This is a genomic window from Hydrotalea sp. GW822-HT8A01, assembly GCF_058798575.1.
Window position 1 is genome coordinate 1,771,269 of the sequence record NZ_CM179506.1, and the last position, 25,183, is coordinate 1,796,451.

The 25,183-nt window shown below is 38.3% G+C and carries 20 protein-coding genes and 1 tRNA gene; 9 read left to right on the plus strand and 12 right to left on the minus strand.

The window, feature by feature from the left end; all coding sequences use genetic code 11:
* Positions 1–42: 42 nt before the first annotated feature.
* From AC3QLY_RS07695 to AC3QLY_RS07705, 3 genes are all read right to left on the minus strand, one after another.
* Complete coding sequence (locus tag AC3QLY_RS07695) at positions 43–1,953, minus strand: OmpA family protein (RefSeq protein ID WP_074420088.1); 1,911 nt, start codon at positions 1,951–1,953, stop codon at positions 43–45.
* A gap of 134 nt (positions 1,954–2,087) precedes the next feature.
* Positions 2,088–2,693, minus strand: coding sequence for a 7-carboxy-7-deazaguanine synthase QueE (locus tag AC3QLY_RS07700; RefSeq protein ID WP_081301291.1), 606 nt, complete (start codon positions 2,691–2,693; stop codon positions 2,088–2,090).
* Between the two features lie 76 nt (positions 2,694–2,769).
* Positions 2,770–3,651 carry a bifunctional 5,10-methylenetetrahydrofolate dehydrogenase/5,10-methenyltetrahydrofolate cyclohydrolase gene (locus AC3QLY_RS07705; protein WP_074420090.1) on the minus strand — a complete coding sequence of 294 codons (882 nt, stop codon included), beginning with the start codon at positions 3,649–3,651 and terminating at the stop codon, positions 2,770–2,772.
* A gap of 357 nt (positions 3,652–4,008) precedes the next feature.
* Between AC3QLY_RS07705 and AC3QLY_RS07710 the strand changes: the two genes are divergently transcribed.
* The 3 genes from AC3QLY_RS07710 (at position 4,009) to AC3QLY_RS07720 (ending at position 9,198) form a co-directional block, all read left to right on the plus strand.
* Positions 4,009–7,269, plus strand: coding sequence for a SusC/RagA family TonB-linked outer membrane protein (locus tag AC3QLY_RS07710; protein WP_074420091.1), 3,261 nt, complete (start codon positions 4,009–4,011; stop codon positions 7,267–7,269).
* Between the two features lie 11 nt (positions 7,270–7,280).
* The gene (locus AC3QLY_RS07715) at positions 7,281–8,771 is read left to right on the plus strand and encodes a SusD/RagB family nutrient-binding outer membrane lipoprotein (RefSeq protein ID WP_074420092.1); all 1,491 of its coding nucleotides are present in this window, start codon (positions 7,281–7,283) and stop codon (positions 8,769–8,771) included.
* Positions 8,772–8,889: 118 nt separating this feature from the next.
* Positions 8,890–9,198 carry a DUF3467 domain-containing protein gene (locus tag AC3QLY_RS07720; RefSeq protein WP_074420093.1) on the plus strand — a complete coding sequence of 103 codons (309 nt, stop codon included), beginning with the start codon at positions 8,890–8,892 and terminating at the stop codon, positions 9,196–9,198.
* Positions 9,199–9,251: 53 nt separating this feature from the next.
* Here AC3QLY_RS07720 and radC read toward each other — a convergent pair whose 3' ends face one another.
* Complete coding sequence (radC, locus tag AC3QLY_RS07725; protein ID WP_074420094.1) at positions 9,252–9,941, minus strand: RadC family protein; 690 nt, start codon at positions 9,939–9,941, stop codon at positions 9,252–9,254.
* Positions 9,942–10,068: 127 nt separating this feature from the next.
* Between radC and AC3QLY_RS07730 the strand changes: the two genes are divergently transcribed.
* The 6 genes from AC3QLY_RS07730 to AC3QLY_RS07755 all read left to right on the plus strand — a co-directional run bounded on the left by AC3QLY_RS07730 (position 10,069) and on the right by AC3QLY_RS07755 (position 15,465).
* Positions 10,069–11,028 (plus strand): ribose-phosphate pyrophosphokinase, encoded by a 960-nt coding sequence (locus AC3QLY_RS07730; RefSeq protein ID WP_218330904.1) that lies wholly within the window; start codon positions 10,069–10,071, stop codon positions 11,026–11,028.
* 169 nt (positions 11,029–11,197) lie between these two features.
* On the plus strand, positions 11,198–11,779 hold the full coding sequence (locus tag AC3QLY_RS07735) for a 50S ribosomal protein L25 (RefSeq protein ID WP_218330903.1): 582 nt from the start codon (positions 11,198–11,200) through the stop codon (positions 11,777–11,779).
* A gap of 173 nt (positions 11,780–11,952) precedes the next feature.
* Positions 11,953–12,531, plus strand: a complete 579-nt coding sequence (gene pth, locus AC3QLY_RS07740) for an aminoacyl-tRNA hydrolase (RefSeq protein WP_075051654.1) — start codon at positions 11,953–11,955, stop codon at positions 12,529–12,531.
* A 115-nt stretch (positions 12,532–12,646) separates the two neighbouring features.
* The gene (locus AC3QLY_RS07745) at positions 12,647–13,258 is read left to right on the plus strand and encodes a fumarylacetoacetate hydrolase family protein (protein WP_075051643.1); all 612 of its coding nucleotides are present in this window, start codon (positions 12,647–12,649) and stop codon (positions 13,256–13,258) included.
* A gap of 32 nt (positions 13,259–13,290) precedes the next feature.
* The gene (locus tag AC3QLY_RS07750) at positions 13,291–15,348 is read left to right on the plus strand and encodes an alpha-ketoacid dehydrogenase subunit alpha/beta (RefSeq protein ID WP_218330902.1); all 2,058 of its coding nucleotides are present in this window, start codon (positions 13,291–13,293) and stop codon (positions 15,346–15,348) included.
* Between the two features lie 43 nt (positions 15,349–15,391).
* Positions 15,392–15,465 (plus strand) — tRNA-Met (locus AC3QLY_RS07755).
* Positions 15,466–15,519: 54 nt separating this feature from the next.
* Here AC3QLY_RS07755 and AC3QLY_RS07760 read toward each other — a convergent pair.
* The 8 genes from AC3QLY_RS07760 to AC3QLY_RS07795 all read right to left on the minus strand — a co-directional run bounded on the left by AC3QLY_RS07760 (position 15,520) and on the right by AC3QLY_RS07795 (position 25,071).
* Positions 15,520–16,467, minus strand: a complete 948-nt coding sequence (locus AC3QLY_RS07760) for a T9SS type A sorting domain-containing protein (RefSeq protein WP_492991218.1) — start codon at positions 16,465–16,467, stop codon at positions 15,520–15,522.
* A gap of 245 nt (positions 16,468–16,712) precedes the next feature.
* Positions 16,713–17,336, minus strand: a complete 624-nt coding sequence (locus tag AC3QLY_RS07765) for a hypothetical protein (protein WP_492991220.1) — start codon at positions 17,334–17,336, stop codon at positions 16,713–16,715.
* 17 nt (positions 17,337–17,353) lie between these two features.
* Complete coding sequence (locus tag AC3QLY_RS07770) at positions 17,354–17,896, minus strand: hypothetical protein (RefSeq protein ID WP_492991222.1); 543 nt, start codon at positions 17,894–17,896, stop codon at positions 17,354–17,356.
* A gap of 437 nt (positions 17,897–18,333) precedes the next feature.
* On the minus strand, positions 18,334–19,956 hold the full coding sequence (locus tag AC3QLY_RS07775; RefSeq protein ID WP_492991224.1) for a T9SS type A sorting domain-containing protein: 1,623 nt from the start codon (positions 19,954–19,956) through the stop codon (positions 18,334–18,336).
* A gap of 10 nt (positions 19,957–19,966) precedes the next feature.
* Positions 19,967–20,545, minus strand: coding sequence for a hypothetical protein (locus tag AC3QLY_RS07780; RefSeq protein ID WP_218330900.1), 579 nt, complete (start codon positions 20,543–20,545; stop codon positions 19,967–19,969).
* A gap of 437 nt (positions 20,546–20,982) precedes the next feature.
* Entirely contained in the window at positions 20,983–22,599 is a 1,617-nt protein-coding gene (locus AC3QLY_RS07785; RefSeq protein ID WP_492991226.1) for a T9SS type A sorting domain-containing protein, read from the minus strand.
* A gap of 10 nt (positions 22,600–22,609) precedes the next feature.
* A complete protein-coding gene (locus AC3QLY_RS07790) occupies positions 22,610–23,188 on the minus strand; it encodes a hypothetical protein (protein WP_288097549.1) in 579 nt (192 codons plus the stop codon).
* 437 nt (positions 23,189–23,625) lie between these two features.
* A complete protein-coding gene (locus AC3QLY_RS07795; protein WP_492991228.1) occupies positions 23,626–25,071 on the minus strand; it encodes a T9SS type A sorting domain-containing protein in 1,446 nt (481 codons plus the stop codon).
* Between the last annotated feature and the right edge of the window lie 112 nt (positions 25,072–25,183).

Below are 25,183 nucleotides of genomic sequence, written 5' to 3' on the forward strand. Positions count from 1 at the left end.
AATAACTAATATAATTTCTTTTTACTAAATGATTGAGTATAATTACATGCCGGTAATAATAAATGTGGTTCTCCGGTTTTTCATTCTGCCTGCTTCAGTGGTATTGTCGGCAATAGGATTGGCTGAACCATAACCTTTGTACGACAATCTTCTGTAATCAATTCCATGTATGGCCAAATAATTGGCAACTGCCTTGGCTCGTAAGGTTGAAAGCGTAATATTATCGGTTTCTTTACCGGTATTGTCGGTATACCCTTGCACTTCAATGGCAACCGATAGATTGTCGTTTAAAAAATCAATCACTTTATTCAATTCAATGGCATCTTGTGGTAACAACTCGTAAGAGTTGATGTTGAACTGAATGTTTTTGAAGGTGAAGCCGGCATTTTTGGTAATGGGTTGCAATGAAATATTTTTTTGATAGGTGCTATCTGCATGGTGTTGTTGCATGTTAAACAATTCGCTGTACAGTAAATAACCTTTTCTGTTCACTACGAAAGTATAATTGCGGCCTACCGGAAGCGGTACAAAGTATTTGCCCAATTCATCCACTTTTATTTGCATGGCCGGTTTGCCGCTATGGTTATCTATCAGTTCAATAGAACAGGGAATGCCTTTTTGCGTAACCGCATCTAATACTGCACCTTTTACAAACAGGGTTTTTAAGGGTTTAATATGAGGAGAAATGGTGAACGAATATAAATCCAATCCGCCACGGCTATCGCTTCTGTCGCTGGCAAAATAACCGGTGGTGCCTAACGAATTGATGGTGATGCTTCCTTCGTTTTCAATCGTATTGATGGGGTAGCCTGCATTTTTGGGTTTGCCCCAGTGTCCGGTACTATCTTTACGCATGATAAATAAATCGGTACCCCCATAGCCGGGTAAACCATCGCTGGTATAGTAAAAAGTTTGATTATCGGCATGAATATATGGGTAAGCATCATCACCGGCAGAGTTAATGGCCGGACCCATGTTGGTAGCCGGTCCCCATTGTCCATTGGGTTGGCGAATACATTGGTACAAATCTCTTCCTCCATAACCACCGGGGCGATTACTGCTGAAGTATAAAATATGATTATCGGGACTCAATGCCGGTGAACTATCCCAATATTCCGAGTTTACATTGGGGCCAAGGTTCTCGGGTTCACTCCAGCCTTGTGGTGTCCAGTAAGAAATATACAGATCAAAATTGCCAAAGCCATTTTTAAAATTACCTGCAAAAATAAGCCAGTCGCCATTTGCTGAAACGGTAATGGCGCCTTTGTAAGGTTCAATATTAATATCACCTTTTACTAATTCGGCTTTTGAAAATTTTTTATTGCGCATTACGCTTTGATAAAAGTTTTCAGAAACGCCATCGCCTCTTCGTGTAAATATGAGCAGGCTGTCATCAATGGTTAAGGTAGGGTAATATTCTGATTGCGGTGAGTTAACACTGTCGCCTAAATTCTTCGGGGCAAAGGCGGTTACGTTATTCATTGGATGTTCCTTTGCATATTGAATGGCAAATGCATAACATTGTTGCCGATAAAGGCCGCTTTTTCGGCTTCGTTCATTTAAATCTGGAATGGCCAGAAATGCATCAATAGCATTGGCTGCATCATTAAAACGGCCTAAACCCGCTAAATTAATAGAGTAGGGCAGATTGTAGGGAAGAAAGTAAACACTATCTGCATTTTTTACTTTTTCATAGTATTGTATAGCCAATGGATAATTTTTTAATTCGCCATATACACCAGCCAATGAAAGCCAGGCATCTAAAAAGGTAGAATCTTTTTCCAATACTTTGTGTAAAACAGGAATGGCATCTTTAACATATCCATCGTTTAAATATTGCATGGCTTTATTGTATTCCTCACGAATGGAACGGCTGCTGTTTGCAGGATGGTATGTTTGCGCAGGAAGTTCAGCAGCAAGTAGGCAGGTAATATAGAGGAAGCAAAATTTCATTGGGATATTTGTATTTTTTATGCAAATGAAAGATACTAAAAACCGTACACAGATTGTGCAATATGATATCCGGATGCGGTTTTCTGTTCACGAAAAGGGAAGATCGGATATGTTATGAAATTATCTTGTTCAAATCAGGGAACGTGAATGTATTTGTGCAATTGCAGACTAAGTTCCCATTGGGGATGTTGTTGAATGTATTCAATAATCAAGGGTGTAACGGTAGCAGCTTTATCCCATTCTGGCTGTAGGTATAGTTTACAATTGGGGTTGGTTTGCCGGGCATAGGTTTCGGCCCATTTAAAATCATGCTGATTAAAAATCACCACTTTCAACTCACTGGCCAAAGACACAATTTCGGGTAGGGGTGCTTTGAATTTTTTGGGTGAAAGGCATATCCAGTTCCAGTTGCCGCTTAGGGGCGATGAGCCTGAAGTTTCAATATTGGTTACAAAACCGACATTTTGCAATGCAGTAGTTAGTGCATCTAAAGGATGTAATAAAGGTTCACCACCGGTTACAACACAAAGCGCATTATGTACGGCGCCAGCCTGCTTGGTTACCTCTTCTACTGCTTTTTGCACAATGGCATCAATGGTGTATAGCGGATGTTTGGCGGCATCCCAACTTTCCTTTACATCGCACCAAACACAACCCACATCACAACCGCCCAAACGAATAAAATAAGCGGCATGCCCCTGGTAATACCCTTCTCCCTGAAGGGTATAAAAACTTTCCATAACCGGCAATTGTTGCATTGTTTGTTGCAATTGAGTTACTTTATTAAATAATAATTTTTTGAATAAGTACTTTTTTTTATGCTGTTACATTGTTTAAATAAGCTTGCAGGGTATTGGTTAATAAGCCTGCAATGGTCATTAATCCAACACCCCCGGGTACCGGTGTAATGGCGGTTGTTTTAGGTGCTACTTCATTAAAGGCAACATCGCCTTTAATACGAAAACCTTTTTTTGCAGTAGCATCTTCCACTCTGGTAATACCTACATCAATTACAATGGCACCGGATTTTACCATATCGGCAGTAACAAATTCGGGTTTGCCAAGTGCAGCTACCAAAATATCGGCCTGCAAACAAATGGCTTTCAAATTTTGTGTTTGTGAATGGGCAATGGTTACAGTGCAATTGCCATAAGGAATATTACTGCTGAGTAAAATACTCATAGGGCGCCCTACAATATTGCTGCGCCCCATCACAACTGCATGTTTGCCTTTGGTTTGTATATGAAAATGTTCTAACAACAGCATAATGCCATATGGGGTGGCTGGTATAAAACCGGGTAATCCCTGTACTAACTTACCTGCATTAACCGGGTGAAAACCATCTACATCTTTAGCAGGATGAATGGTTTCAATTACTTTTTGTTCGCTAATATGTTTGGGGAGAGGTAATTGCACCAAAATGCCATCTACTGTATGGTCATGGTTCAACTTTTCAATGGTTTGTAATAAGGTTGCTTCATCAACTGATGCATCGAGACGAATGAGTAACGATTCAAAGCCTGTTTCTGCACAATTTTTTACCTTGCTAGCTACATAAGTTTCGCTGGCGCCATTGCTGCCTACTAAAATTGCTGCCAGTTTCGGAGGGCGATGCCCATTTGCTGTAAAGTTTGCAACCTGCGCTTTCAGTTTGTCTTTTACGGCCTGTGCCGCAATTTTCCCGTCTAATACTATCATGCGGCAAAGGTAATTTTAAATAATTGCGTATAAAAACGAAAAATCGCTTTTCAAAAAAACAAGAAAACAAACCAATGTTTGTATTTATTTTTTCAATATTTATTTGTATTTAATTTGAAAAATTTAATTTGATAAATAATTGAAAATGAATGATTTGTTGAAAAAATATTTACTTTTTTGGAAAAACAGATTACTATGTAGAAAAATATTTTAATCAAATTCTAATCTCTCTTTGCAGCATTTTTGAATGTATTCTGTCCTTATATTTGACCATTGTTATAATTTAACAAATGCTTAATGGCATTTTTGAGGGTATAACAAGTCATTAACAAATTTTAGAAAATTAAAACGAAACACATGAGAAAATTGCTATCATTAGCTGTGGTGCTTTTGTTGGGTGTGTCAACTCTGTTTGCGCAGACACATTTGGTAAAAGGACGCATTTTGGATGGTGACGGAAAGCCTGTTGATGGGGCTACTGTCCGCGTTAAAAAAGGCAATGCCGCAACGGCAGCCGATGCGCAGGGTAATTTTAAAATTGAAGCCAAAGCAGGCGATGTGCTTGTCATTTCAGCCGTAAATTTTGGAACAAAAGAAGTTAAATTAGGCAATGAAACCGATGTGGCCGTTACATTGGCACGTCAAAGTTCTCAATTAGATGAAGTAGTAGTAACCGCAATGGGTATTAGACGGAGTAGAAATGCACTCCCTTATGCTGCCCAGGAAGTAGGCGGCGATGAGGTAAGCAAAACTCGTAATTCTAACTTTGTGGATGGCTTATCCGGTAAAGTTGCCGGTTTGCAAATTACACAACCCACTGCTTTAGGTGCCTCTACCAATGTGGTGTTAAGAGGTATTAAATCTATCTCTCAATCTAATCAGGCTTTATTTGTCGTAGATGGTGTTCCTTTTGATAATACATCTTCTGCTTCCGGCGGTCAAAGAGCCGGACGGGGTGGTTATGATTACGGTAGCAATGCCGCCGATTTAAACCCCGATGATATTGCCTCTATCTCGGTATTAAAAGGTGCTGCAGCTTCTGCCTTATATGGCTCCAGAGCAGCCAATGGTGTTATTTTAATTACCACAAAAAAAGCCAAAAGAGGCTTGGGTGTTACCGTAAATGCGGGTGTTAATGTAGGTTCTTACGATAAAAGCACTTTTGTGAAATACCAACACGAATATGGCGCTAACTATGGTTCAGGTCCTGAAATTGGTGGTGCATACCCTTACGGTTATGGTTCACCCGATGGGAACTTTTTATATGCACCTTTGCCGCAGTTTGGTCAGAATTCTCCACAACTGATCGTGCCCACAACTGAAGATGCCTCTTATGGTGCGAAATTTAATCCCAATTTATTGGTATACCAATGGGATGCATTTGCCAATTACCCCGGCAATCCGAATTATGGTAAACCAACACCATGGGTAGCTGCCAAGAATGACCCTTCTACCTTTTTTGTAAATCCGGTATCTTACAATACCAGTGTATATATTGATGGGGGTGGTGAAAACGGTTCTTTTAAATTAGGCTATACCCGTACCAGCGATAATGGTATTTTGCCCAATAGTAACATTACCAAAAACATGTTCAATTTTGGTGCAACCCATAACTTAACCAAAGATTTAACCGTGGGCGGTACCATCAACTATTCTGAAATCAGTGGGTTGGGCAGGTATGGTACAGGTTACACTTCAAACAACATCATGTCTAATTTTAGACAGTGGTGGGAAATGAATGTGGATATTAAGCAACAAAAAGCCGCTTACTTTAATTCAGGTGGTAAAAATGTTACCTGGAATATGACCGACCCTGTAAATGGCAATACTAACCCTATATATTGGGATAATGTATACTTTGTGCGCTATCAGAATTATGAACAAGATAGCCGGCAACGTGTATTTGGTAATGCTTATATCAACTATACACCTTCTAAGAGCATTACTTTATTGGGCAGGGTTTCCATGGATACTTATAATTCTTTACAGGAAGAAAGAGATGCCATTGGTTCAGTAAATGTGCCTTTCTATTCCAGAAACAACATCAACTACAAAGAAATTAACTACGATTTCTTAGCTACTTACAATAAAGATTTATCTACCAACTTTAACTTTAAGGCATTGGTGGGTGCCAACTTAAGGCAGGATACTTATTCCAGCATTTTTGCATCTACCAACGGCGGTTTAAATCTGCCGAACTTCTATGCTTTATCTAACTCAGTAAACCCTATTAATGCGCCTGTAGAGGCATTGTTGGAAAAAGAAGTAGGGGGTGTATTTGCCGGTGCAACATTAACCTATAAAGATATGTTGACTTTAGATGGTACAGTTCGTCGCGACCAATCTTCTACTTTACCTGCCGGTAACAATGCCTATACATATCCGGCCATTTCCGGTAGCTGGGCATTTTATAAAATGATTGACAATGCGCCATGGTTATCATTTGGTAAGGTTCGTTTAAACTATGCGGAAGTGGGTAATGATGCCCCTTATCATAGTGTATTGAATACATACACTATTAACTCTCCGTTTAACGGAAATGCATTGGTATCGCTACCTACAGTCAATAACAACCCCAATTTAAAACCGGAAAGAACCAAAAGTTTTGAAACCGGTTTGGAAATGGCGTTCTTTAAAAATCGGTTAGGTTTTGATTTCACTTATTTCACTTCTAAAACCTTCGATTTAATTACACAGGTTAATACTTCTGGTGCAACTGGCTATTTGAGTCAGTATGTAAATTTTGGTTCCATTCAAAACAATGGTATTGAATTGTCCATCAATGGTACCCCCATCAGAACACGTAATTTTTCATGGGATATCAATGTAAACTGGAGCAAAATCAATAACAAAGTATTGTCTCTCTTCAATAACCAGAAAAACCAGGTATTACAATCCTATCAGGGCGGAGTTTCTGTAAATGCAACCGTAGGTCAGCCTTTCGGAACCATTCAGGGAAATGACTTTGTGTATACCAACGGACAAAGAACCGTTGGTAGCAATGGTTATTATTTAAAGGATAATAAAACAACTGATATTATTGGTAATGCTACACCTAATTGGACCGGTGGTATCAACAACAGCTTCCATTACAAATCATTTACCTTAAGTTTCCTGATTGATATGCGCCAAGGGGGTAGTGTATTCTCATTAGATACCTATTATGGTTTTGCAACCGGCCTCTATGATATAACTGCAGGCTTAAACGATTTGGGTAATCCTTCCCGTAATTCCTTAGCCAACGGTGGTGGTATTATTTTAAAAGGAGTAACTGCCGATGGTAAACCCAATACAAAAAGGGTTGATAATAGTGGAAATGGGTATGGATTATATGGATACTACCGAAATCCTGCCAGAGCCTTTGTTTATGATGCCAGCTTTGTTAAATTAAGAGAACTGAATATTTCTTATTCATTACCTCAAAAAGCTGTTGAAAAAATGAAGCCCATTAAAGGAATTGATTTTGCTATTGTGGGAAGAAATTTATGGATTATCAGCAAAAATGTTCCTTATGCCGATCCTGAAGATGGTTTGGGTGCAGGCAATGCACAAGGCTATCAGAGTGGTTCATATCCTGCTGTACGCAATATCGGCTTCAATGTTAAATTCAAATTCTAAAATCAGGTATTATGAAAAAATTAATATTTTATAGCGTCCTATCGGTATTTGCGTTGGCATCCTGTCAAAAAAACATGATCAATCTGAATATCGATACCAAGAATCCCTCTTCTGCTCCTTCTTATGCGTTGTTTACCAACGGACAGAAAAATTTGGTGGATTACATTACTACACCTAATGTAAACTCGAATATTTTTCAATTGGTAGCTCAATACTGGACAGAAGCTACTTATACCGATGAGAGTAACTACAATTTGGGAAACAGAAATATTCCACAAAACTTTTGGAATAACCTGTATGTAGGTGCATTGAATAATTTTCAACAAGCCAAACTGTTAATTCCTACTGATGTTACTGATCCGGCTGTTGTTAAAAACGAGCTGGAAATTACCGACATTATGGAAGTGTATACGTATTATTATTTGGTAAATACATTTGGTAATATACCTTACACACAGGCCAATAATATCAACAAATATCCTTTCCCGGCTTATGATGATGCTAAAACCGTTTATTACGATTTATTAAAAAGGTTGGATACCTGTATTAATGGATTAAATACCAGTGCACCTAGTTTTGGTACTGCCGATTTAATATATGGTGGCAATGTGGCTAAATGGAAAACCTTTGCCAACTCTCTAAAATTAAAAATGGCGATGCTGATTGCAGATTCTGACCCTGCAACGGCTAAAACCAAAGTAAATGAAGCCATTGCCGGCGGTGTATTCCAATCTAATGCCGATAATGCAGTATTTGTATATACTGGTATTACACCCAATGCGAATCCGGTTTGGGTAAACCTGATACAAAGCAACAGAAAGGATTATGTGATTACCAAAACGTTACTGAGCCCAATGGTGGCATTAAATGACCCTCGCCGTTCTGCCTATTATACCAACCAGTATAGTGGTAGTGATGTAGGCGGTACCGTTGGTGTAACCAATACATGGAACAACTTTTCCAATCCCTATTTCAGCCCTTTAACCGGCACAATTGTAGATCCTGCTGCTCCCTCTGTATTATTAGATTATGCAGAAATTTCTTTCCTGCATGCAGAGGCTGTTGAAAGAAATTTTATTGCAGGCAGTGCTGCAACTTTTTATAACAATGGTGTTACCGCTTCTATTGAAGCATGGGGTGGTTCTGCAGCCGATGCTGCTACTTATTTGGCACAGCCTTCCGTTGCTTATGCTACAGCACCGGGCGGATTGGGTGCCGGCGCTATTGGTAGTACCGGAACCAATACTTCTTCTGTTCATTGGAAACAAGCCATTGGATTACAGCAATACATTGCTTATTATATGAGAGGTTTTGATGCCTGGACATCCATCCGCAGATTGTATTACCCTGCAATGGCAGTTCCGGGTAATCCGCAGTCTGCATTTCCATGGCGTTATACTTATCCTGCCAATGAAGCAACAGCCAATGGCCCCAGCTATACGGCAGCTATAAGTGCAATGGGTGGCGATGATGTTACCATTAAATTATTCTGGATGCAATAAACATTTGTTTGTTGTGTATTAAATACTTCAACTAAAAGGCGGCAGAGCAATATTTCTGTCGCTTTTTTATGTTTAGGAATGAATAGCTTGCCCTATCTTCGAACAAAATTTAAATTACATGCAACAAGTGCCCAATAACCAGTTAAATATTGAAATTTCTGAAGAAGTAGCCGAAGGCGTATATGCCAACTTAGCCATCATTACCCATAGCCATGCTGAGTTTGTGGTAGATTTTGTGAATGTAATGCCGGGCACACCAAAAAGTAAAGTAAAAAGCAGAATTGTTTTAACACCCATGCATGCCAAGCGTTTCATGAAAGCATTAACCGAAAATATTCAACGTTACGAGGCTGCCAATGGCCCTATTCAGGATATGGAACAGGTTGAAATTCCACTCAACTTTGGGGGGCCTACTGCACAGGCATAAATAGGTGTTTGGAACATATAATATATAGTATATTAATATATTATGTGTTTTCATTATAATAGTCCCTCATCAGCAAAGCTGAAATAACCTTCATGGCTTACAATAATATGGTCTAATACCACCATGTCAATTAATAAAGCAGCCTGCTTTATTTTTTGGGTTAGTTCTTTGTCTGCAGGACTGGGTTTTAAATTACCACTGGGGTGGTTATGCGATAAAATCATTGAACTGGCATTACATTCTAAGGCCTTTCTTAAAATAATTCTCGGATCGGCTATTGTACCCGTAATGCCTCCGGTGCTAATTACTTCATGCCGTATTATTTTGTTGGCACGGTTTAAATAAATAGCCACAAACATTTCAATTGGTTTGTGTTGCAATTGTGCCCTTAAATAATCGGCGGCATCTTTACTGGTAATAACACATGCTTTCTTTTGTTGAAAAGTATGGGTTCTAATTCCTAACTCTAATGCGGCAACAATGGTTACTGCTTTTGCAGGCCCTATTCCTTTAATTTTTAATTGGAGTATTTCAGGTACACTCATCCCCGCTAATCGGGTTAAATTATTGTTTACTGCATGCAACAAAGTTTTGGCTAATTCCAATGCAGATGTATTGGCAGTTCCATTATTCATTAAAATAGCCAGTAGCTCTGCATTACTTAATGCACCGCATCCTTTCAATAACATTTTTTCTCTGGGGCGGTCATCTACAGCCCATTGTTTAATACTGGTTTGTGCCATAAGCAGTTGATATGAATGAAGATGATTTTTTATGTATTATAAAAATAAACTTTGTTCACAAAATGCGGAAATCCTGTTTTCTCATTTCCTCGTTGAATGGTTATCTTCGCAACTCATTCCAGTTATTATGAATCCTTCAGTTAAAGTTTTTGCCGGTGCCGGTTCGCAAAAATTAGCAGAAAAAATTGCACAACGATTTGGCGCTCCGCTTGGGAAAGTAAATATTCAAAAATTCAGCGATGGCGAAATGCAGCCGGTTTTTTTAGAAAGTATTCGTGGTGATTATGTTTTTTTAGTACAAAGCACTTTTGCCCCGGCTGATAATTTAATGGAATTGTTATTGATGATTGATGCGGCCAAAAGAGCCAGCGCCTATAAAATTATTGCCGTTATTCCCTATTATGGTTATGCCCGCCAGGATCGAAAAGACCGCCCAAGGGTGGCCATTGGCAGCAAATTAGTAGCCAGTTTGTTAGAAGCAGCCGGTGCCAACCGTATTATTACCATGGATTTACATGCACCGCAAATTCAGGCTTTCTTTGAAATACCGGTAGATCATTTAGACAGTTCCGCTATTTTTATTCCATACATAGAACAATTGAAATTAGACAACCTCACCTTCGCATCGCCCGATGTGGGCAGTAGTAACCGCGTTCGCGAAATTGCCAGTTATTTTAATGCAGAAATGGTTATTTGCGATAAACACCGAAAACGTGCCAACGAAATTGCCAGCATGGTAGTAATTGGCGATGTTACCGGAAAAGATATTATTTTAATTGATGATATTTGCGATACAGGCAGTACATTAGCAAAAGCCGCTGCCCTGCTTAAAGAAAAAGGCGCTACCAGTGTGCGTGCCTTATGTACCCATCCGGTTTTAAGTGGTAATGCCTACCAAAATATTGAAAACAGTGAACTGGAAGAATTGGTGGTTTGCGATACCATTCCTTTAGCTAATCCCAATACCAAAAAAATAAAAGTACTTTCTGTAGCCGATTTATTTGCCATTGCTATTAGAAATGCTTACGAAAACAAAAGCATTACCAGCCTTTTCATTCATTCGCAACTAAGAAATACCAGAGTTTAAAGACTATTTAAGTGCCAGAAAAATATAGAAAGCACCGGTAAACGATAAATTTTATTGGCTGGTGCTTTTTTTAGGTGCATTCCCTTACCTTTGCCATCCAAAAAATTATCTCACAATAACTACAATACCCAATAAAAAAAAGTAAGTAGTTATTAAAACAAAAACAACAATGAAAACGATTACAATCGATGGACAACTGAGGACCGAAACCGGGAAAAAAGCCACCCGACAAATTCGCTCTCAGGAAATGGTGCCAGGTGTAATTTACGGTGGCGAAAAAGAAATTAATTTTGCTGCGCCTGTAAAGGCCTTTAAAGATCTGGTGTACACAGCAGAATTTCAGATTGCTGAAGTTAAAGTTGACGGTAAAACCTACCGTTGTATTTTAAAAGATTTGCAGTTTGACAGGGTGAATGATTCATTGGATCATATTGATTTATTAGAACTGCAGGATAACAAAAAAGTAATTGCAACCTTACCCCTTCATTTTACCGGTACTTCTATCGGTGTAAAAGGTGGAGGGAAATTAGTGATTAAAATGAAGGCATTGAAAGTAAAAACTTTACCTAAATACCTGCGTGAATTTATTGAAGTAGATATTAGCAATCTGGAACTAAACGGTAATATCCGCGTTGAAGATGTAAAGGCGGAGCACATGGAAATTTTAAACTCTCCACGTATTCCTATTGCATCTGTTGTTATGACACGCCAGTTAAAACAGGAAGAAGCAGCAGCTCCTGCCAAGAAATAAGGTTCAAATTCAACCCAAATATATCCTCCGGTGTTTGCCGGGGGATTTTTTTTGACCTCAAATTAGCCACGCTCTCAATATATTTACAGCCATAAATGCTTTTGTATAACTGTTTTTGCTTATAACCTTGTGGTACTATATTTCAGTTAGGTCATTGCTAAATGAATACTTACATGAAAAAATATTTAATTGTAGGATTGGGGAATATAGGTCCGGAATACATGCATACCCGCCACAATATTGGCTTTGATGTGGTGGATGCTTTTGTATTAAAACATGGTGGCTTTTTTATGCCCGACCGCCTGGCTTTTAAGGCCGAAGTAAAATGGAAAGGGCATCAGTTTATTTGTATTAAACCCACCACGTTTATGAATTTAAGTGGAAAAGCCTTTAAATACTGGCTCGATAAAACAGCCATACCCTTAGAACAAACCTTAACCATTGTAGATGATCTGGCTTTGCCCATAGAAGTACTCCGTTTACGTGCTTCCGGTAGCCCGGCCGGCCATAACGGGTTAAAAGATATTCAATTAACAATTGGTACCGACCAATACCCCAAATTACGCTTTGGTATTGGCAATAACTATCCCAAAGGCATGCAGGCCGAATTTGTTTTAAGCAAATGGCTCCCCAATGAACAACCCATCGTTCGGCAAAAAATTGAAAAATGTGTAGATATCATTGAACAATTCGCTGCTGTGGGTATAGAAAAAACAATGAATATGGCTAACAGCTATAAGTTTATCCCCTAATCTTATCATTTTTGAGCCAATATGAAAAACTTTACTTCGATTTAAGTAAATTCGCGATATTGATTAGATAAGTGGCAAAGGGTATATTACATAGTAACCCTAAATTAACAGGAGTATGAAAATTTTTTGTGTTGGAAGAAATTATGCAGAACACGCAAAAGAATTGGGAAATGCCATTCCGGAAGAGCCGGTTATTTTCATGAAGCCTAAATCGGCTTTACAAAAAACCAATGTTCCTTTTTATTATCCTGAATTTACCAACGAATTACATTACGAAGCCGAATTAGTTTTCCAAATCTGTAAAAACGGTAAATATGTTAAACAAAAAGATGCACAGCATTTTTACAATAAAATAACTGTTGGTATTGATTTTACAGCCCGTGATATTCAAAATGAATTAAAGAAAAAAGGTCTGCCCTGGGAGAAGGCTAAGGCTTGGGATCAATCGGCCGTAGTGGGCAAATGGATGCCTGTTGAAAAAGATATGATGAAGAAATCGATTGAATTTTCGCTCTTCAAAAACAATGAACAGGTTCAATTGGGCAATACTTCACAAATGATTTATTCGGTAGATTATCTAATTGCACATATTTCCAATTATTTTTCACTCAATATTGGCGATTTAATTTTTACCGGTACCCCTGCCGGTGTGGGTGAATGTGTGGTGGGCGATGAATTAACCGGATTTCTGGGTAAAGAAAAAATGTTTGAATTAACCATTAAATAATTACCGCTACTGCTGGTAACGGTAGGAAAAATATGCTAACGACTGATTTGCTTTTGCGTGCTTATCGCATCATGTTTACCGCCCGCTCCATGGCAGCCCTTTACGAAGAAAACCGAACCATTACCAAATATGTACATTCTACCTCAGCAGGCCATGAAGCCATTCAGATAGCCGCCGGATTACAATTATTACATACCGATTGGCTCAGTCCCTATTATAGAGATGATAGTTTAATGATGGCAGCAGGGTTTGAACCTGAACAATTGATGTTACAATTATTGGCCAAAGCCACCGACCCATTTTCGGGTGGGCGTTCTTATTACTGCCATCCCAACAGCCGCGATGCCGATAAACCCAAAATAATGCACCAAAGCAGTGCTACCGGCATGCAGGCCATTCCGGCTACCGGCATTGCACAAGCCATTCAATACCAATTACAACAAGGTTTATTGCCCCAAAACCTTAACCCATTGCCGGTAGTATTGTGTTCGTTGGGCGATGGTAGCGTTACCGAAGGTGAAGTAAGTGAAGCCTGGCAATTTGCCGTTTTAAAACAATTACCCATTATTTATTTGGTGCAGGATAACGGCTGGAGCATTAGCGCTGCCACAACCGAAGTGCGTGCCATGAATGCTTTTGAGTATGCCGATGGATTTAAAGGATTGCATAAACTGCAATGTAACGGTGCCCAGTTTGTGCAAAGTTACCAAACCATGCAACAGGCATTTGCTTATGCCAGAACCGAGCGTAAACCCGTTTTGGTACATGCCACTGTACCTTTATTAGGACACCACACTAGCGGGGTGCGGCGTGAATTTTATCGTAGTAAAGAAAATCTGCAACAGCATAGTGAAAATGATCCCATTCCGCAGCTGCGGCAAACTTTACTGGAAGCGGGTATTACCGAAACAATTATTCTGGAAATAGAAGCTACTGCCCGGCAAATGGCAGATGGGGCATTTGAAAAAGCAGTGGCCGCTCCTGAACCGAATACGGCCACAGTAACCGAACATGTATTTGCACCTGCTGCTATTACTGAAGAAAAGGGAGATCGAAGCCCCAAAACGGCTGAAAAAGTGTTGATGGTAGATGCGGCCTTACATGCCATTGAAGAAATTTTAGCTGCCCACCCTGAGGCCTTATTGTACGGGCAGGATGTAGGCAGGCGTTTGGGAGGTGTGTTTAGAGAAGCAGCTACTTTAGCCGAAAAATTTGGCGATAATCGGGTATTTAATACGGCCATTCAGGAGGCTTATATTGTGGGTTCTACAGCGGGCATGTCGGCTGCCGGTTTAAAACCAATTGTAGAGGTGCAATTTGCCGATTATATTTATCCGGGCTTTAATCAGTTGGTTACTGAAATTGCCAAATCCTGCTACCTCAGTAATGGCAAATTCCCGGTACAAATGGTGTTGCGCATACCCACTGGTGCTTATGGGGGTGGTGGCCCCTATCACAGCGGCAGTATTGAAAGTACGCTATTGTCTATCAAGGGAATAAAAGTAGTATATCCCTCTAATGCAGCAGACATGAAGGGATTAATGAAAGCTGCTTTTTACGACCCCAATCCCGTAATTATGTTAGAACATAAAGGGTTGTATTGGAGCAAAGTGCCCGGTACTGATGGTGCCAAAATGCCCGAACCGGCTGCCGATTACATTTTGCCATTGGGTAAAGCTGCAAGGATTTTAGAAGCTTCCCCACAGCACATTAAGCAAGGCACTTCCATTTGCATTATTACGTATGGCATGGGTGTATATTGGGCCAAGCAGGCAGCACATCCATTTCCCGGTCAGGTTGAAATTGTTGATTTGCGCACCCTGTTTCCATTAGATGAAACTTGCATTAAAGAAACCGTTACCCGCCATGGAAAAGTATTGGTTCTTACGGAAGAACAACAAAATAATTCATTTGCAGAAGCATTAGCATACAGAATTTCCCATTGTTGTTACCAGTTTTTAGATGCCCCGGTTGAAGTAATGGGTGCGTTAAATACCCCTGCTGTACCCATTCATGTAGCATTAGAAGCTGCCATGTTACCGGCAATTACAGAAATAGAAAAACGAATAGCGAAACTTTTAGCTTACTAAACTTTGCCAAACCATTCTATATACTATATTTGCAGCCCGAAATGGCGAGGTAGCTCAGTTGGTTAGAGCGCAGGATTCATAACCCTGAGGTGATGGGTTCAATTCCCATCCTCGCTACAAAAAAAGAGGCCGGTGTTGTTATTGCCGTCCTCTTTGCTATTTTGCAGGGGATTAATATTTAATAATTTGTTGCACGGTTCTTTTCTTATTGCCTTCATATAAAATAACCAGATAAGTACCTGCGGCCCAGTGTGTAGTATTAATTATTGGTTGAAGGGTATTGGGGCGTAGGGAATGTATTAACCTGCCATCTAAATTAGTAATGGTAATAAAGGCATTAGCTAAATCAGTGGTATCGGGTAGTTGAATAGTGAGTGAAGCCCTAAGGGGATTAGGAAACACTCGCACATTGTTGTTGGTATAAGCCTTGGTTTCTGCAAGAGGTTGACCAATAACCGGGCCTGTACTTAAATATCCTTTGCCACCCCCACTGCCGCAGTTAGCTGCTATAGGCCCAACAGTAAAAGAAGAGGTAGCACTGGCTGCTGATACCCCGCAATTATTGGTGGCCTGTACACTTAAATAATCATAATAGGTAAAACCAGCTTTATTTTGTCCTAAAGGTTTTAATAAAAAATAGTTGCCGGATGTGCCGGGATTATTTTGTACAACCTGCCCATAATTAAAATTCCAGATAAACCCGGTGACATTAGTCGGAATATCGCAATAAGCTTCCACAAACGTGCCACAGGTATTATCATAATTTAAGTTGGTAATAGTAGGTGGGTTAGGCGTTCCAATATGAATGGTTTGTGGAATGGAAGGATAGTTTTGTCCACATACATTATTAACAGCAGCTTGCAAAATAACATCCCCATTGCCGATTTGGCTAAGTGTAGCTGTATTGCCATTAGTAGCAAGGTTGGCAATGCCATAAGGAGCAACAGACCAAATCACCGTTGCATTACAGGGTAAATTATTGATAAAATAGTTATTACTACCACTACAAAAACTACTAACCCCGTTAATAGATAAATTGGGTTGTGTGATGGAAACCGCTACTGAATTAGTATTATAATTGGTACCATTTAATGATACTGTTGCACTAATATTGCTCAATGCGCTGCCACAAACCGGTGTGAGTGAGAGGGTGTTAGTAGAAGAGGGAATGTTAGATGGCGCATTAGTACCATTATATAACCAGCCATTGTTTCCCGAGCCTACATTGAAATTATAAGTTAAGGAGGCCCCTTGTGGAACGCCGGTTCCAGTAATAGTAAATGTAATGGGTTGTGTATTGCCGCAAGGAATGGAAGTGCTGGAAGCAGTTAAGTTAAAAGCGGTAGGAGGCGTTTCAGTAATGGTTACACTTTTAATTTGAACCTGATTAGCTGAGGTATCCCCCCATATGCTAAAATAAACAAATATTTAGGTGTTTTGGTAGCAGGTGCAGTATAGGTTCCCGGGCTGTTATAGGTAGTGAATGCATTAATTGTTTGGAAAAAATACAATACCGGATAACCCAATAAAAACCCCCAATTGGTTTGTGGCACTGCATTACAGGCGGTTGGATTGTTATTAGTAGTATTAGGATCAGGTATTTGATCAGAAAGCGTTGTAAAAATGGTTGGATAGTTATTGGAATTACTACCAACAACTCCTTTTGCGTTGATAGAAAACCGATACAAATAACCTGCTTTAAAAGGAAAATTAATGGCATAAGCGGTACCCAAATTAGCGCTTGAAGTGGAGCTGTATTGCGTATTTAAAATTAACTCTGTACCATCATAGTTAACACCGCCACTTATGGGGTAGTGATAAAAACCTCCAATTTTAGGTGGGGTGCTATTATTTAAAGCATTGCACACGGCGGTACTTAAACTACTGATATTCTGATAATTAATACTAAATGTATTTGTTTGTGATTTTGCATTGCTTAGTATAAAACAAACACAAACTGTTAACAATAAAAATTTTGAGTGTTTCATATTGTAATAATTTAAAATTATTTGAATAAATAAACATTAATGCCCAAATTAAGTTGCCAATTTTGGTTTTGTGAATTGCCATACAAATAGGAAATCGTGCTTTCTAAGCCTATAGCACTGTTTACAAATAGTGTAGGGCCAACAGCTATGGATGCATAGCCATGTTTACCACTACTCATAATAGTGTAATAGCCATCAATGCCGGAATAACCATAGTTATAGCTTACTTCAGTTAGTACATTAAATATTTGTTCTGTTTTTAATATATAATATCTTGCAAAAATGCCCATCAATAAGCTATGGCTATAGATGCCGCCTCCATTATAACCATTATCATTTGCTTGATAGGTATACATGGCTTGTACACCTGTTGATAATTTGTCTGCAATAAAATAACCAATTCTTGGGTTGGCATGTATAGTAGTAAATAATGTATTATTATCGTTTTTAGAATGACTATAACTCCCGCTACCCCCTACCAGCCAGGTGCCTTGTTCTAATTGGGCATGTGCGGTTAGGGTGCAACAGAGTAGTAATAAAAAGCTGAAAAAAAGTTTCATAAAAAGTAATGATTTTGGTGAAAAAAATGAATAGTGATTCGTTGTTATTTATACAAAAGGGGGTGCAGCACCGGCGGGCTGCGAGGTATGGCAGGAATATTGGTAAACAGGGTATGCATAACAGTAAAAATGTTACGCTATAAAAATATACGAAAATTTTCATTTAAAATAACGTATTTCTACGTAGTGAAATCACCTATTATGATAATGTATTAACTTGAGTATAATACTGAGCGATAAATGTTAAGAGTAGAAATATTGGTTTGTTGAAGTGCATACAATGAAGTTAAAGTGAAAATAAAAGTGGCTATTATAAATTAAGTTCAATTTCCATCCTCGCTACTTAAAAAAGAGGCCAACGTTTTTACACGTGGCGTCTTTTCTGTTTAAACAATTCCGCATTTTATTGCAAAGAATTGTAAATCTGCTTTATACATTTATTTATATTTCAGTACTTGCTGTACAGCTATTTTTTTAGTACCCTCATAAATGGTAACAAGGTACATACCTGCCGCCCAATGTGTAGTGGAAATAAGCGGGCTAAGGCTATTGGGATGCAGGGTAATTATCCGCCTGCCATCTAAATTGGTAATGGTAATAAAGGTGTTCGATAAGTGAATACTATCGGGCAGTTGAATAGAGAGAGAAGCCTTAACAGGATTAGGAAACACTCGCACATTTTTGTGCAGGGTAATATTGTTTTCTGCAAGGGGTTGACCAATAACCGGGCCTGTACTTAAATATCCTTTACCACCACCGCCACTGCCGCAGTTGGAAGCAATAGGCCCAACCGTAAAAGAAGAAGTAGCACTTGCTGCCGATACGCCACAATTATTGGTAGCCTGCACACTTAAATAATCATAATAGGTATTACCCGGTGTACTTTGGTTCGGTATGGGTTGTATTTTAAAATAGTTACCATAATAACCGGGATTATTTTGTATTACTTGACCAAAGTTAAAACTCCAGATAAAACCGGTAGAGTTAGGTGGGTTATTACAATAAGCTTCTGCAAAAGAGCCGCACCTGTTATCATAATTTAAATTGGTAATAGTAGGTGGGGTACCTGTACCAATGGTAATGGTAGCTGTAACCGTATAAGTAAAAGTGCATTGTTGAACGGTAGCAGTTAAAACCACATCACCATTAAAGCCATTGCTATTGGCGGTAACATTAACGGTGTTGGTATTAGTAGGGCCATTAATTTGTGCAAGGGTAATATTGTCTACTTGCCAAAGTACAGTGGCACCGGGCGGTATTCCATTAATGGTATATGCACCACTGGTAGCATTACATAAGTTAAATGAATTACCTGTTATGCTTAAAGTAGGAGCAGGGCGGGAAATACTAATTTGGGCAGGAATATATCCATTTGCTAAATTTATGTCACAATTATTTGAAGGTCTAACTTGGATGCTACCATTTATTCCATTTGAAAAATCGGAAGTAACCGTTACATTATTTCCTGCTTTAATCCAGCTTGTACCATCTGAAGTGCTATTACCAATTGCCCAGTTTTTCGGTAGCAAATATTCGTATGTTGTAATAGTCCCAAAACAATATGCCGGGTTTTCTCCATAAGTACTCCATTGTATATTTTGGAAATTAATGGGTATGTTAACAATCTGACATCTTGGAACAGTAACCGATGCAATATTGAGTTGTAATGGCTTACAAGTAGTAGAAGGTGTGATGTTGTAAAATAATGACTTTATTTTTTTGAATGAAAACGAATATGATCTAATGGTATCAGGATTAGTTTGGTACCTTACATTAAATACTTGATTAATGTTTACATCACGAAATCTACCAACAAATGTACATGTAGTTTGTGTTGGGGTATTAACAATAGAACTGGGTAAAATTCCGGTTATTACAATTGGGCCATTTGTAGAAGAAGCGACAGATGGAACAGTATTATCTAAAATTCTTGGTAGTGTTACTGTAAAAGTAATATCCTGTAATGGACAGAATTCAGTATCTTCTGCAGGGGAAATAATTTGCGAAAAAGCACATTGAGCAGAAAAAATTAAAGCAATAATGATGAATGAATTTTTCATAATGATATTTTTATTTTTTTAAATGAATCTGAAAGCCTACACTTATTTGAAAGCCTTTAGTAATAGCATTAATGCCACCAACATCAGTTTGCATTTCCTTACTATAATTATATCCGAGTAGCATTTCTAACCCAACCACAGAATTAAAATAAATAACAGGACCTGCTAAAGCAGAAAAAGTGGTTAAATTGCCTGTAGCTATGCCGCCAAAAACCCCGTACTGATAGCTAATTGCAGTTACAATATTAAATGGGTTGGCAGCATTTAAAATATAATATCTGGCAAATGGCCCAATTCGATATCGTTGGACATTTGTAGACATTCCACCAGTACTTGTCACTTTACCTTTTACTGATGAAAAGGTAGGTAGTACACCTACTGCAAATTTGTCCAAGATAAAAATACCAATATATGGTGTTAAACTAATGTTGGTATATTTACTATCAGTACTATAGTTGGGTCCGCTATTTAGAGCTGTATAATTATAATAGCTACCACTACCCCCCACCAGCCAGGTGCCTTGTTCTAATTGGGCATGTGCGGTTAGGGTGCAACAGAGTAGTAATAAAAAGCTGAAAAAAAGTTTCATAAAAAGTAATGATTTTGGTGAAAAAAATGAATAGTGATTCGTTGTTATTTAAACAAAAGGGGGTGCAGCACCGGCGGGCTGCGAGGTATGGCAGGAATATTGGTAAACAGGGTAAGCATAACAGCAAAAATGTTATGCCATAAAAATATACGAAAATTTTCATTTAAAATAACGTATTTCTACGTAGTGAAATCACCTATTATGATAATGTATTAACTTGAGTAAAATACTGAGCGATAAATGTTAAGAGTAGAAGTATTGGTTTGTTGAAGTGCATACAATGAAGTTAAAGTGAAAATAAAAGTGGCTATTATAAATAAAGTTCAATTCCCATCCTCGCTACTTAAAAAAGAGGCCAACGTTTTTACACGTGGCCTCTTTTCTGTTTAATGAATTCCGTATTTTATTGAATAAAATGGTACATCTGCTTCATTCATTTATTCATATTTCAGTACTTGTTGTACAGCTATTTTTTTAGTACCCTCATAAATGGTAACAAGGTAGATACCTGCCGCCCAATGTGTAGTGGAAATAAGCGGGCTAAGGCTATTGGGATGCAGGGTAATTATCCGCCTGCCATCTAAATTGGTAATGGTAATAAAGGTGTTCGATAAGTGAATACTATCGGGCAGTTGAATAGAGAGAGAAGCCTTAACAGGATTAGGAAACACTCGCACATTTTTGTGCAGGGTAATATTGTTTTCTGCAAGGGGTTGACCAATAACCGGGGCTGTACTTAAATATCCTTTGCCACCGCCACTGCCGCAGTTAGCTGCTATAGGCCCAACAGTAAAAGAAGAGGTAGCACTGGCTGCCGATACGCCACAATTATTAGTGGCCTGTACACTTAAATAATCATAATAGGTATTACCCGGTGTGCTTTGGTTAGGTATGGGTTGTATTTTAAAATAGTTACCATAATAACCGGGATTGTTTTGAATAATCTGTCCAAAATTAAAGCTCCAAATAAATCCGGTAGAGTTAGGTGGATTATTACAATAAGCTTCTGCAAAAGAGCCGCACCTGTTATCATAATTTAAATTGGTTATAGTAGGTGGTGTTCCTGTACCAATGGTAATGGTAGCCGTAACTGGATAAGTAAAAGTGCACTGTTGTACAGTAGCAGTTAAAACCACATCTCCATTAAAGCCATTGCTATTGGCGGTAACATTAATGGTGTTGGTATTATTAGGGCCATTAATTTGTGCAAGGGTAGTATTATCTATTTGCCAAAGTACGGTGGCACCGGGCGGTATTCCATTAATGGTATATGCACCAGTAGTAGCATTACATAAGTTAAATGAATTACCTGTAATGCTTAAAGTAGGAGCAGGGCGGGAAACCTTTATTAAACCTATATCGGAATTATGCCCTTTGATCAGATTAGCACCACAGGGATTTACTGCTCTTATTTGGATATAAGTATTATCTCCATTCGACAAATCACTGGTAACAGATACATTATTTTTACCGGGTAACCAGTTTGTACCCGTAGCAGTTTGCCCATTCAGCATCCATCCCTTTGGTAAAAGATATTCATAATCGGTAATGGTTCCATAGGCAATAGGGGTGGATAAGGCAGAATTGGAAAATTGTACATTATTAAAATAAATATTAAAATTCTGGCTCTGGCAACGTGGTGCAGTTATACTAGCAGGATTTGGCTTAACCTGAGAATACAGAGGGGAAGGAATATTGAGTGACTTAATTTTAGTAAATGTGAAATCATATGATTTTCCAGGCCCCAAAGTAACATCATCATAATACAAAGTAAAAGTTTGTTGCTCATTATAATCTTGAAAACTACCTGTAAAAGTATAAACTGAAGGATTTGATTGATCTTGTGCAAGCGGGGTTATAATTGTGGGTGGAATGATATTTGCCTTGGATGAAAGTCTAACATTCGTAGCTCCTGTAATTGTAATAGTGAAATTGATATTTTGATTTGGGCAATATTCCTGATTAATATCTGGTATAATTGAGTATGTTGCTTGCGCTTTTATCACTGTTACTGTAAATATTAAACTGCAAAACAGAAAAATTATTTTTTTCATATAAATATTTTTATTTTGTTAAATGAATTTGTAAACCAATATTTAATTGTACACCTCTGAACTCATTAAATTGTTTCCCCGCACCATAGGTTAAATAATAATAGCCCATTAAAAATTCTATACCTACTGATGAATTTAAATAAATAACAGGCCCTGCATTAAAAGAATAATTATTCGAACCTACTTTATCCGGTTTATTAAAAGTAATTTCATACTGATAGTTTGCTTCGGTTAAAAAGTTCCATTGCCTGTCCGGCTTAAGTAAATAATATCGTATAAATGGGCCTATCCAAAAGCGTGTATAATTTGCTGTGCCAGTACTATTTTCAATTGGAGTGGCTTTGTACCAGGTAAATTGAGGCTTAATACCGGCGGCTAATTTATCAAAAAGAAAATAGCCAATACTTGGATTTATTTTAAAATTTGTATTTCGATAAACACTAATTATTGTAGAATTTGGATACGGGGTTCTACTTTCATCAGTACTAAAGCTAAATGCACCCCCCACCAGCCAGGTGCCTTGTTCTAATTGGGCATGTGCGGTTAGGGTGCAACAGAGTAGTAATAAAAAGCTGAAAAAAAGTTTCATAAAAAGTAATGATTTTGGTGAAAAAAATGAATAGTGATTCGTTGTTATTTAAACAAAAGGGGGTGCAGCACCGGCGGGCTGCGAGGTATGGCAGGAATATTGGTAAACAGGGTAAGCATAACAGCAAAAATGTTATGCCATAAAAATATACGAAAATTTTCATTTAAAATAACGTATTTCTACGTAGTGAAATCACCTATTATGATAATGTATTAACTTGAGTAAAATACTGAGCGATAAATGTTAAGAGTAGAAGTATTGGTTTGTTGAAGTGCATACAATGAAGTTAAAGTGAAAATAAAAGTGGCTATTATAAATAAAGTTCAATTCCCATCCTCGCTACTTAAAAAAGAGGCCAACGTTTTTACACGTGGCCTCTTTTCTGTTTAATGAATTCCGTATTTTATTGAATAAAATGGTACATCTGCTTCATTCATTTATTCATATTTCAGTACTTGTTGTACAGCTATTTTTTTAGTACCCTCATAAATGGTAACAAGGTAGATACCTGCCGCCCAATGTGTAGTGGAAATAAGCGGGCTAAGGCTATTGGGATGCAGGGTAATTATCCGCCTGCCATCTAAATTGGTAATGGTAATAAAGGTGTTCGATAAGTGAATACTATCGGGCAGTTGAATAGAGAGAGAAGCCTTAACAGGATTAGGAAACACTCGCACATTTTTGTGCAGGGTAATATTGTTTTCTGCAAGGGGTTGACCAATAACCGGGGCTGTACTTAAATATCCTTTGCCACCGCCACTGCCGCAGTTAGCTGCTATAGGCCCAACAGTAAAAGAAGAGGTAGCACTGGCTGCCGATACGCCACAATTATTAGTGGCCTGTACACTTAAATAATCATAATAGGTATTACCCGGTGTGCTTTGGTTAGGTATGGGTTGTATTTTAAAATAGTTACCATAATAACCGGGATTGTTTTGAATAATCTGTCCAAAATTAAAGCTCCAAATAAATCCGGTAGAGTTAGGTGGATTATTACAATAAGCTTCTGCAAAAGAGCCGCACCTGTTATCATAATTTAAATTGGTTATAGTAGGTGGTGTTCCTGTACCAATGGTAATGGTAGCCGTAACTGGATAAGTAAAAGTGCACTGTTGTACAGTAGCAGTTAAAACCACATCTCCATTAAAGCCATTGCTATTGGCGGTAACATTAATGGTGTTGGTATTATTAGGGCCATTAATTTGTGCAAGGGTAGTATTATCTATTTGCCAAAGTACGGTGGCACCGGGCGGTATTCCATTAATGGTATATGCACCAGTAGTAGCATTACATAAGTTAAATGAATTACCTGTAATGCTTAAAGTAGGAGCAGGGCGGGAAACCTTTATTAAACCTATATCGGAATTATGCCCTTTGATCAGATTAGCACCACAGGGATTTACTGCTCTTATTTGGATATAAGTATTATCTCCATTCGACAAATCACTGGTAACAGATACATTATTTTTACCGGGTAACCAGTTTGTACCCGTAGCAGTTTGCCCATTCAGCATCCATCCCTTTGGTAAAAGATATTCATAATCGGTAATGGTTCCATAGGCAATAGGGGTGGATAAGGCAGAATTGGAAAATTGTACATTATTAAAATAAATATTAAAATTCTGGCTCTGGCAACGTGGTGCAGTTATACTAGCAGGATTTGGCTTAACCTGAGAATACAGAGGGGAAGGAATATTGAGTGACTTAATTTTAGTAAATGTGAAATCATGAAATGAATTTACTCCATTTATATCTGTATAATTAACAGTAAAGGTTTGATTATCATTGACATCAACGAAACTACCATCAAATTTAAAAGTATAAATTCCACTACTTGAGGAAATGTCATATACATTATTTACAACTATTGGGTTAACATTCAAAGCTTTTGCCTGAACGTTTTGAATACTTTTAGCTTGAATGCTTACAGTAAAAGTAATTGTTGTGCCTGGACATTGTTCAGTAGAAATATCTGGTGCGATTTGAAAACTTTAA